The sequence below is a fragment of the Pseudomonas saudiphocaensis genome (genome assembly GCF_000756775.1).
Lineage (GTDB): Bacteria > Pseudomonadota > Gammaproteobacteria > Pseudomonadales > Pseudomonadaceae > Stutzerimonas > Stutzerimonas saudiphocaensis.
In genome coordinates this window covers 612351-623493 of the sequence record NZ_CCSF01000001.1, presented here as the reverse complement: position 1 = coordinate 623493, position 11143 = coordinate 612351, and the positions used below count along the sequence as shown (strand labels likewise).

Sequence of the window (11143 nt, the reverse complement as noted above, 5' to 3'; positions counted from 1 at the left end):
TCACTACCTTGGGAGACAAGCTCCGCTTAACGGCGCTGGCCATGTAGTAGTAAGTAACGACTCCGCGACGTGCGTGCTGCAGAGCAAACTCGGCGAGGTAGACCTGATGCGGGAAGTTCACTGTTGCCTCCATTGGCATAAACACTATTGCCCCGAGGGTTATGGGGCGGAATTGAAGATTGCCTTACCCTGGTTTCTTGTGGAAACAGACAAAAGTCATAGTGGAGATTGATGAAATCTATCCACCAACCCATGTCCTGGGCCTGGCCTGGCAAAGCCATACGGGGCAAGCGAAACGGCTATCCCAGCCGTCATTTGACCCGTACGACAGGTGAGACTTCGCAAAGCCGAAAGAGTCACATCTTCCATCGCCTGAAAGCACATTTTTTTCAAAATATGTGCGTGCTGGCCTAAACCGGGACCGGCAGCCGGTAAATCCCGCGAAATACGGGCTGCCTGAACCTGCTATTGCTCGGTTGCCATCACTGGTTCCTCGGCCAGCTGCTGGCTATGCCAGCCGCCACCCAGCGCCGTGACCAGCTGCACGCTGGAGAGCAGGCGACTGCCAAGCAGGTTGAGGCTGGTGCGCTCGTTGTTCAGCGCTGTGGTCTGCACGGTGACCACGCTGAGGAAGTCCACGGTACCGGCGCGATACTGGTTCTCGATCAACCGCAGCGATTCCTGTGCGGCTTCCAGAGCCTCGCGCTGAACCTGCGCCTCCTCCCCCAGCACACGCAGCTGCACCAGGCTGTCTTCCACCTCACGGAAGCTGTCCAGCACGGTCTGACGATACCCGGCCACGGTCTGGTCATAACTGGCCTCGGCCTGTTCGATGCGCGAGCGGATCAGGCCGCCGTCGAACAGGGTCATGGCGAACTCGGGGCCAATGGACCAGAAGCGGTTGGGCGTCTGAATCCAGTTGTCCAGAGTGCCACTGCGATAGCCACCGGCTGCGCTCAGGCTAAGGCTGGGGAACCAGGCTGTCTTGGCCACGCCGATCTCAGCGTTGGCGGACATCACCTCACGCTCGGCAGCAGCCACATCGGGGCGACGTTCCAGCAGGTGTGACGGCAGCAGCGCGGGAACCTCCGGCAGACGCGGAATATTCGCCACTTCGGCGACCCTCAGCTCCGAGGGCGCAACGCCGATCAGTACCGCAATGGCATGCTCCAGCTGGGCACGCTGATATTGCAGATCGATGGCCTGGGCCTGTGCGCTTCTGAGCTGAGTCGTGGCCTGGCTGACATCGGAACGGGGCACGATTCCGGCGCGGTACTGGTTCTCGCTGACGCGCAGCGAACGCTCGTAGGCCTGTACCGTGGCCTCCAGCAGACGCTTTTCGGCATCAAGCACACGCAACTGCAGGTAGTTCTGGACCAGCTCCGACTGCAAGCTGAGGCGTACCGCCGCCAGATCGGCAGCGCTGGCCTGCATGGTCGCGCGGCTGGACTCCAGCCCACGGCGCAGCCGCCCCCAAAGATCCAGCTCCCAGCTGGCTGCGAGATTCAGGTCATAGCTCTGGGAAATCCCGCCGCCACCCGAATTGCTCACTGTGGAGCCATCCGGCAGGGTCGTGGTGCCGCCGCCCGCGCCACGGCCAGAGCGCGTCTTGCCGACATTGCCGGACAGCGACGGGAAAAACCCGGCCCTGGCACCGCGCACCAGCGCTCTGGCCTGGCGGTATTGGGCCTCGGCTGCGGCAAGGTTCTGGTTGGAAACATTCAGGCGCTCCACCAGGGCATTGAGCTCAGCATCCTCGTACAGCTGCCACCAGGGCTCGCCGAGAAAATGATCGGCAGGGGTCGCCGGCTTCCAGCCTTCGGCCTGCCTGAACTCACCAGGTAGCGGAAGCTCCGGGCGCTGGTAGTCGGGGCCAAGGGTACAGGCGCCCAATGACAGGCTCATGAGCAGCACAGTCAGGGGCCGGAGGGGAAATTTCAGGCACAACGAACTCATAGCGGATTATCCAGTGCGGCATCGGTGCGAACCCCGCGCCAGCTGTTGAAACGATGGCGCAGGCGGTCCAGATAGAGGTAGACCACCGGCGTGGTGTAGAGCGTGAGGATCTGGCTGAGGATCAAGCCGCCGATGATGGTCAGGCCCAGCGGCTGGCGCATCTCGGCGCCCTCCGCGCCGCCCAGCAGCAGCGGCAGCGCACCAAGAATGGCTGCCAGGGTAGTCATCAGGATCGGCCGGAAACGCAGCAGGCAGGCACGGCGAATGGACTCGCTCGGCGCCAGGCCGTCATTGCGTTCGAACTGCAGTGCCAGGTCGATCATCAGGATCGCGTTCTTTTTCACCACGCCGATCAGCAGGAACAGCCCGAGCAGCGAGATCAGGCTGAACTGCTCACGCATCAGGATGATTGCCAGCAGCGCGCCGACACCCGCCGAAGGCAGCGTGGAGAGAATCGTCAGCGGGTGAATGTAGCTCTCATAGAGAATGCCCAACACGATGTAGACCAGCACCAGCGCGCCGAGAATCATCAGCGGCTGTCCCTGCTGGGTGCTCTGAAACGCGTCGCCGCTGCCACCCAGGCGCCCCTGCACTTCGCTGGGCAGGCCGATGGCGGCGACCGCCCGTTCAATGGCCCGAGTCGCCTGGTCGAGGCTGACATCGGGAGCCAGGTCGAAGTCGATATTCTCCGCAGCGAACTGGCCTTCGTGAGTGACGCGGTCCTCTTCCAGGCTGCGTTCGTAACGGGCAAAGGCCGACAGCGGCACGCGCCGGCCGTCCGTGGTGATGACATTGATCTGCTCCAGCACCTCGGGATGCTGGGCGTAGGCCGGATCGACCTCCATCACCACCCGATACTGGTTGAGCGACTCATAGATGGTGGAAATCTGCCGCTGGCTGAAGGCGTTATTGAGCAGGGTGGTCACTGTGCTCATGTCGATGCCAAGACGCTTGGCTTCGTCACGGTCGATCTTCAGGCTGATCTGCTGCGCTCCCTCGCCGTCATTGGCATCAATGCTGGTCAGCTCCGGCAAGGCCATCAGCGCCCGTGTGACCAGGGGTGTCCAGGTACGCAAATCGGCCAGGTCGCTGGCCAGAAGATTGTAGGAATACGCCGAACTGCTCTGCCGACCGCCACCGAACTGGAGGTCCTGGTCGGCCATCAGGAACATGCGCCCGCCAGGCACCTTCGGCTGGTTGGCACGAATGCGTTCGATCACTTTCTGCGCCGATATCTTGCGTTCTTCCAGCGGCTTGAGGCGAACGATCATAAAGGCGTTGTTGATCCCGCCGCTGCCACCGATAAAGCCGGCGACGCTCTCCACCGCCGGATCGGCCAGCACCGCCTGACGATAGATTTCCATCTTCGGCTGCATCACCTGAAACGACAGGCCGTCGTCGCCACGGATAAAGCCGGTAAGTTGGCCGGTATCCTGCTGTGGCAACAGAATCTTTGGCACCTGGATATAGAGGAAAACGTTCAGGCCGATGGTCGCCAGCAGGCTGATCAGAGTGATGCGTCGGTGCCGCAGCGCCCAGCCCAGGGAACGATCGTAATGGCGCAGCAGCCACTGGTGGGCGTCGTGGCTCCATCGATGCAGACGGCCGTCGCCCTCTGGATCGCGAGGTTTCAACCAGCGCGCGCAGAGCATTGGGGTCAGGGTCAGGGACACCAACAGAGACACCAGAATGGCCGCTGCCAGGGTGATCGAAAATTCGCGGAACAGGCGCTCGACGATACCGCCCATGAACAGGATGGAAACGAACACCACCACCAGCGAGAGGTTCATCGACAACAACGTGAAGCCCACCTCCTTGGTGCCGATGTAGGCGGCACGCATCGGCGGCACGCCTTCGTCGATGTGCCGGGCGATGTTCTCCAGCACCACGATGGCATCGTCCACCACCAGGCCGGCGGCAAGGATCAGCGCCATCAGCGACAGCACGTTGAGAGAAAAGCCGAACAGGTACATCACCGCAAAGGTGCCCACCAGCGACACCGGCACCGCCAGCGCCGGGATCAACGCGGTACGCAGTTTGCCAAGGAAGAGGAACACCAGCACGATCACCAGCCCCACGGCGATCAGCAGCGTACGCTCGGCTTCGTGCAGAGTGGCGCGGATCACCGGTGAACGGTCCATCGCCACCGCCAGGTTGACGCTGGCCGGAACGATGGCCTGCAGCACCGGCAGTTCGGCGCGGATGCCCTCGATGGTCTCGATGATGTTGGCGCCGGCCTGACGGTTGATGATCAGCAGCACGGCACGCTCGTTGTTGAAGAAGCCGTCGTTGTAGCGATCTTCCACTGCATCGCGCACCCTGGCCACATCGCTCAGGCGCAGGGTGGCACCCTCCTGGTGACGGATGATCAGCGGCAGATAGTCTTCCGCCCGATGCAACTGGTCGTTGGCCTGTACCTGCCAGTGGCGATGTTCATCCTCGACCATCCCCTTGGGCCTGCGTACGTTGGCATCGGCGATGGTCTGGCGCACCTCATCGAGGGAAACCCCGTACTGTTCCAGCTGCTGCGGCTGCAACTCGACCCGCACCGCAGGCAGCGAACTGCCCCCCACCTGCACCTCGCCCACACCGGGAACCTGCGAAAGCTTTTGCGCCAGGATGGTCGAGCCGATGTCATACAGCTGGCCCTTGTCCAGCACCTCGGAGGTCAGCGCCAGGACCATGATCGGCGCCTGCGCCGGATTCACCTTGCGGTAGGTCGGCATGCTGCGCATTCCGCTGGGCAGCAGGTTGCGCGAGGCATTGATGGCCGCCTGCACGTCACGTGCGGCGCCGTTGATATCACGGTCCAGATCAAACTGGATGATGATTCGCGTCGAGCCCTGGCTGCTACGGCTGCTCATCTGGCTGACCCCGGCGATACTGCCGAGGGACCTCTCCAGCGGCGTTGCCACGCTGGAAGCCATGATTTCCGGGCTGGCTCCCGGCAGGCTGGCCTGCACGGTGATCACCGGGAAATCCATATTCGGCAGTGGCGAAACCGGCAACAGGCCGAAACTCACCCCGCCCAGCAGCAGGATCGCCAGGCTCATCAGCATGGTCGCCACCGGGCGAGCGATAAAGGGCGCGGACAGATTCATCGCTTGCGCCTCATACGCCTGCTTCCTGCCCTACCCCGTCCTTGCGCCAAAAGCGCTGACCCAGACGGTCGAAGAACAGGTAGATCACCGGCGTGGTGAACAGGGTCAGCAGCTGGCTGAGCAGCAGGCCGCCAACCAGTACCAGGCCCAGCGGTTGGCGCAGCTCCGCGCCGGAACCGGAGGCGAGCATCAGCGGTATCGCACCGAACAGCGCCGCAAGGGTGGTCATCAGAATCGGCCGGAAACGCAACAGCGCGGCGCGGTAGATCGCATCCGCCGGGCTCATGCCCTGATGACGCTCGGCCTCCAAGGCGAAGTCGATCATCATGATGGCGTTCTTCTTGACGATGCCGATCAGCAGGATGATGCCGATGATGGCGATCAGGCCCAGGTCATTGCCGGTCAGCAGCAGCGCCAGCAGCGCGCCAACCGCCGCCGACGGCAGCGTCGAGAGGATGGTGATCGGATGGATGTAGCTCTCATAGAGCACGCCCAGCACGATATACATGGTCACCACCGCCGCCAGGATCAGCAATAAGGTGCTCGACAGCGACGCCTGGAAAGCCGCAGCGGCGCCTTGGAAGCGCGTCTGAATGCCGGCTGGCAGACCAATCTCCGCCTCCACTTCCTTGATGATCTCCACCGCATGGCCCAGCGAGATGCCCTCGGCCAGGTTGAACGACAGTGTCACCGCCGGGAACTGGCCGATATGGTTGATCAGCAGCGGTGCGTTACGCTGCTCCAGCCGCGCCAGGCTGGAAAGCCGCACCGGCGTACCGCTCTCGCTCTGCACGAACAGCTGCTCCAGCGCCTGAGGGCCAAGCCGGTTGTTGGCCTCGGCTTCCAGCACCACGCGATACTGGCTGGCCTGGGTGAAGATGGTGGAAATCTGCCGCTGGCCGAATGCGTCGTAGAGCGCATCGGTGATGGCGGAAATCCCGATGCCCAGGCGCGCGGCGGCGTCGCGGTCGATGTCGAGGTAGATCTGCAGGCCATCGCTTTGAAGATCACTGGCCACATCGGTCAGCTCCGGCCGCTCGCGCAGCGCCTCGACCAGACGTGGCGTCCACTCCTGAAGCAGCTCGGAATCCGGCGATTCCAGGCTGAACTGGAACTGGGTGCGGCTGACCCGATCCTCGATGGACAGGTCCTGCACCGGCTGCATGTAAAGCTCGATACCGGGCAGCTTCGCCAGTTCAGGGCGCAGCCGGTCGATGACCTGGCTGGCCGTGACGTCGCGCTCGCCGTGGGGTTTGAGATTGATCAGCAGGCGGCCACTGTTGAGGGTGACGTTGTCGCCGTCCACGCCGATATAGGACGACAGGCTCACCACCGCCGGATCTTCCAGGATCACCCGCGCCAGCGACTGCTGACGCTCGCTCATTTCGCGGAAGGAAATCGACTGCGGCGCCTCGCTGATGCCCTGGATCACACCCGTGTCCTGCACCGGGAAAAAGCCCTTGGGCACCATCAGGTAGAGCACCACGGTCAGTGCCAGGGTGCCGACCGCCACCAGCAGAGTCAGCGTCTGATGCCGGAGCACCCAGGTCAGCCAGCCGGCGTAGCCGCCGATCAGGCGCTCGACCCAATCCGGCTTGGCCTTGTCGACGGTGGCCGGCTTGAGCAGCTTGGCGCACATCATCGGCGTCAGAGTCAGCGACACCACCAGGGAAATCAGAATGGCCACCGCCAGGGTGATGGCGAATTCGCGGAACAGCCGCCCCACTACGTCCTGCATGAACAGCAGCGGGATCAGCACGGCAATCAGGGAAAAGGTCAGCGAAATCAGGGTAAAGCCGATTTGCCGAGCACCCTTGAGCGCAGCCTGCAGCGGAGTTTCGCCCTCCTCGACATGGCGGGCGATGTTTTCCAGCATGACGATGGCATCGTCCACCACGAAACCGGTGGCGATGGTCAATGCCATCAGCGTCAGGTTGTTCAGTGAGAAACCGGCCAGGTGCATCACCGCAAAGGTGCCGATCAACGACAGCGGCACGGCAATCGAAGGGATGACCGTGGCCGAGAGGCGCTTGAGGAAGACGAAGGTGACCATCACCACCAGCAAGGTCGCCAGCAACAGCTCGTGCTGTACGTCGGTGATGGCGGCGCGGATGGTCTGGGTGCGGTCGGTCAGCACCACCACGTCGATGCCCGCCGGCATGCTGGCATTGACCTCCGGCAGCAGCGCCTGGATACGCTCGACCACCTCGATGACGTTGGCTCCCGGCTGGCGCTGGATATTCAGCAGCACCGCCTGGCTTTCATTGGCCCAGGCAGCCAGGCGCTCGTTTTCGGCGCCGTCGATGATCTCGGCGATGTCCTTGAGCCGCAGGGTGGCGCCGTCCTCGTAGGCGAGGATCAGCTCGGCGTATTCCTCGGGCGTCCTCAACTGGTCATTGGCATCGAGCATCGATACCCGCGTAGGGCCATCGAAGTTGCCCTTGGGCTGGTTGACGTTGGAGCTGGTCACCAGCGAACGCACGTCTGCCAACGACAGGCCGTAAGCCGCCAAAGCCTCGGGATTGACCCGGATACGTACCGCCGGGCGCTGGCCGCCGGCAATGCTGACCATGCCGACGCCGCTGATCTGCGCCAGTTTCTGCGCCATGCGCGTGTCCACCAGATCGTGGAGCTTGGGCAAGGCAAGGCTTTCGGAGGTGATGGCCAAGGTCATCACCGGGGTGTCAGCGGGGTTGACCTTGTTGTAAACCGGCGGCGCCGGCAGGTCGTTGGGCAGCAGGTTGTCAGCCGCGTTGATAGCCGCCTGAACTTCCTGCTCAGCTACATCCAGCGCCACCTCTAGCGAAAAGCGCAAGGTGATCACCGAGGCGCCGCCCGAGCTGGTCGAAGACATCTGAGTCAGGCCCGGCATCTGCCCGAACTGACGTTCCAACGGCGCGGTAACGGCGCTGGTCATCACGTCCGGGCTGGCGCCGGGATACAGCGTCATGACGCGGATGGTCGGGTAATCCACCTGCGGCAGTGCCGATACCGGCAACATGCGGTAGGCGATCAGGCCGGCCAGCAGAATTGCGACCATGCTCAGCGTGGTCGCTACAGGCCGCAGGATGAACAGCCGCGAAATATTCATCGCGCCGGACGCCCATGCCCACCCTGAGTTTCAATCACCGGGTTTTCTGCTGCCTCTTCAGCCAGCTTGTGCCGGTCGACCACTTCCACCTCGGCACCGTCGCGCAGGCGATCGGTACCCTCCAGCACCACCCGCTCGCCCTCGGCCAACCCCGCGAGGATCACGGTGTGCTCGCCGTTGCTGGGGCCCACTTCAAGAATGCGCAGCTGAACCTTGTTGTCTTCGCCGACGACATAGGCGAAATGCCCGCGCGAGCCGAACTGCAGTGCTTCGGACGGTATCAGGGTGGCGTCCTGAAGGGTTTCCACACGCAGCCGGACATTGACGAACTGGTTGGGAATCAGCAGCTCCGCCTCATTGTCGAAACGGGCCTTGAGCTTGAGTGTGCCGGTGGTGGTGTCAATCTGGTTATCCAGGCTTTCCAGAACACCTTCGCCGAAGAGCATCCGCTCGCCACGATCCCAGGCCTGCACCGCCAGCTCTTCACCACGGCGGAAACGGCTGAGCACCGGTGGCAGCTCCCCTTCAGGCAGGGTGAAGCTGATCGCCATCGGCTGAGTCTGGGTGATGACCACCAGCGGCGTGGCGTCGTTGGCTGCCACCAGATTGCCCAGATCCAGCTGACGCAGCCCTACACGACCGTCGATGGGCGCACGGATCTCGGTAAATTGCAGGTTCAAACGTGCCTCGTTGACTGCCGCCTGGTTGGCCGCCAGGGTGCCCTGATACTGGCTGACCAGCGCGCGCTGGGTGTCCAGAGTCTGCTTGGCGATGCTGTCGTCGTCGTAGAGACCCTGATAACGCTTCAGGTCCACCTCGGCGTTCTGCAGCAAGGCACGATTCTGCTGCAGCGTGCCTTCGGCCTGTTGCAGCGCGATCTTGTAGGGACGCGGATCGATCACCGCCAGCAGGTCGCCGGCCTTCACCCGCTGGCCCTCGTCGAAGTGAATGTCCATCAGCTCGCCGGCCACCCGACTGCGCACGTTGACCGTGTTCAGTGGCGTGACGGTGCCCAGCGCCTTGACGTAGACCTCGAAACGCCCCTGCTCCGCTGGCGCCACACGCACCGGCGTAGGGCCGCCGAACATCCCGCGCGGCCCGCTGGGACGCTGAGGCTGCTCGTCAGCACTGGGCCAGAACCACCAGACCAGCAGCACGGCAGCTGCCAATACAAGAAAAATGACCAGCCCACGCCGCAGCGAGCCGCTGGAAAAGTTATTTGCCTCGGACATGAACGCTGTTCGCCTGAAAAAGAGCGTGAACCATAAGCAGTCGCGGCCCGCTCGCAAAGGGGATTTACCGCATTTTTACGTATCGACGCTTGTCGACGATGAATACGCCGCGCAAACGTCTGTAAATCAAGGGAACCATGAAGGAAATAATCCAGTCTAGATTTCGCTTGCGGACATGCACCCCAAAGGGCCGATGCCATACAACATGGCATCGATGACAGTCTGTACAGGATCAATGGAATGAACACATCACTGATCATCCTCGTGCTGGCCATCGTCAGCTTTCTGCTCGGCTTCCTGCGTGATCTGTTCATTGCCAAGAATTTCGGCCTGAGCTGGGAAGCCGACCTGATATTCGTCGCGCTGATCCTGCCGGTCTTCTTCGAGAACTTTCTCAGCCTCGCCCTGCGCGATTCGATGATTCCCTACTTGCAGAAGCTGCGCAGCCAGTCCGAGGCGCTGTTTATCTCGGTGGCGCGCTGGCTCTACTGGCGGGTGATGCTGATCGGCGTGCTGGCCAGCCTGCTCGCCATTGTCGGCAGCTTCTGGCTACTCGGCTTGCTGGCACCCGGCTGGAATGTTGAACAGATTGAAGCCGGTCAACTGGTGTTCTGCATAGGTGCGCTGCTGGTCGCAGTCCAGGTGGCGCTTTACTGCCAGGGCGCACTGCTCAACATGGATGAGATTTTCCTCTTGCCGATGACCCGCACGGTGCTACTCAACACCGGCGCCATCATCGGCATCCTGTTTTTCCAGCCCACCGACGTTGCGATCTTTATCGGCATGCTGCTGCCCCAGCTGGTTCTGATCATCGTCCAGCATCGGCGGATCGCCTACCTGCGTGGCAAAGCAAAAGTCGAAGTCGAAACCACCGGCCATGGTACCGGCTTCAGCCTGGCGTTCCTGCCGGTACTTCTGGCGGCAACCGCTCAGCAGAGTTGCATCCTCGCCGAACGGATCTTCGCCTCCTACCTGGAGGAAGGCAGCATCACCATGCTGTCGTTTGCCTTTCGCATCGTCACTATCCCGCTCACGCTGTACGCGCTGTCGGTACTGGCGGTGCTGTTCCCGCGCTTCGTGGCCAGCTGGAACGACGCTGACATGAACGGCTACGCCTCGGCTGTACGCAAGGGATTGTTGGCAACGATGCTGTTTCTGCTTCCGGCGTCGGTGGTGCTCTGCTCGTTTCCCGAAACGGTGGTGGCAATTCTGCTGGAGCGCGGCGAGTTTGGCGCCGCCCAGACCGAAGCCACCGCCTCGCTGGTTGTGCTCTATGCGCTGGGCCTGCCGGCGATGGGGCTGGCGCTGCTGTGGGGCCGGACCCTGCTGGCGCAGAATCAGGCTCGGCTGTTTTTGGTGATCACACTGATCAGTTCCGCAATGACCATTGGCCTCGATGCCCTGCTCTATCGCCACTACGGCGCCCAGGGGCTGGCCATCGCCTTCGCCAGCGGCGCCATTCTGCAGGCGGTATTCATGGGGTTGTACGTCTACCGAGCCACACCCAATGGGCTGGGAGTCGCCGTGCTGCTGCGCTGGATACTCACGGGAACAGCCATCGCCGTCGCTCTGCACTGGGCACCCGTACCGCACGGGTTGCTGCAGCTGTGCCTGTATATCGCGCTGGTCCTGGCCGCCTATGCCGCCGGAGTCCTGTTGCTGGGCGAGCGTGATCTGTTCAAGCCGAGCTACTGGTCGATGAAGCGGACCTGAGTACTCCAAGAGGAGCTATGCCATATACGCAGTTGGCCGAATAAATTCGG

The 11143-nt window shown here is 62.6% G+C and carries 5 protein-coding genes; 1 reads left to right on the top strand and 4 read right to left on the bottom strand.

Going from position 1 to position 11143, the window contains the following annotated elements; genetic code table 11:
• Positions 1-465 precede the first annotated feature (465 nt).
• Genes BN1079_RS03000 through BN1079_RS02985 form a run of 4 tightly spaced genes read right to left on the bottom strand, consistent with a single transcriptional unit; the run spans position 466 to position 9380 of the window.
• The gene (locus BN1079_RS03000; protein ID WP_269450506.1) at positions 466-1905 is read right to left on the bottom strand and encodes an efflux transporter outer membrane subunit; all 1440 of its coding nucleotides are present in this window, start codon (positions 1903-1905) and stop codon (positions 466-468) included.
• A gap of 47 nt (positions 1906-1952) precedes the next feature.
• Positions 1953-5057, bottom strand: a complete 3105-nt coding sequence (locus BN1079_RS02995; protein ID WP_037022190.1) for an efflux RND transporter permease subunit — start codon at positions 5055-5057, stop codon at positions 1953-1955.
• 10 nt (positions 5058-5067) lie between these two features.
• Complete coding sequence (locus tag BN1079_RS02990) at positions 5068-8148, bottom strand: MdtB/MuxB family multidrug efflux RND transporter permease subunit (RefSeq protein WP_037022189.1); 3081 nt, start codon at positions 8146-8148, stop codon at positions 5068-5070.
• Positions 8145-9380, bottom strand: coding sequence for an MdtA/MuxA family multidrug efflux RND transporter periplasmic adaptor subunit (locus BN1079_RS02985; protein ID WP_037022188.1), 1236 nt, complete (start codon positions 9378-9380; stop codon positions 8145-8147). Before BN1079_RS02985 ends, BN1079_RS02990 begins: the two co-directional genes overlap by 4 nt.
• A gap of 240 nt (positions 9381-9620) precedes the next feature.
• Between BN1079_RS02985 and murJ the strand changes: the two genes are divergently transcribed.
• Positions 9621-11093 carry a murein biosynthesis integral membrane protein MurJ gene (gene murJ / locus BN1079_RS02980; RefSeq protein WP_037022187.1) on the top strand — a complete coding sequence of 491 codons (1473 nt, stop codon included), beginning with the start codon at positions 9621-9623 and terminating at the stop codon, positions 11091-11093.
• Positions 11094-11143: the final 50 nt, after the last annotated feature.

Excerpts from the sequence above, each read along its gene's own strand:
- BN1079_RS03000 (WP_269450506.1), bottom strand. The coding sequence starts at position 1,905 with ATGAGCCTGTCATTGGGCGCCTGTACCCTTGGCCCCGACTACCAGCGC.
- BN1079_RS02995 (WP_037022190.1), bottom strand. The coding sequence starts at position 5,057 with ATGAATCTGTCCGCGCCCTTTATCGCTCGCCCGGTGGCGACCATGCTG.
- BN1079_RS02990 (WP_037022189.1), bottom strand. The coding sequence starts at position 8,148 with ATGAATATTTCGCGGCTGTTCATCCTGCGGCCTGTAGCGACCACGCTG.
- BN1079_RS02985 (WP_037022188.1), bottom strand. The coding sequence starts at position 9,380 with ATGTCCGAGGCAAATAACTTTTCCAGCGGCTCGCTGCGGCGTGGGCTG.
- murJ (WP_037022187.1), top strand. The coding sequence starts at position 9,621 with ATGAACACATCACTGATCATCCTCGTGCTGGCCATCGTCAGCTTTCTG.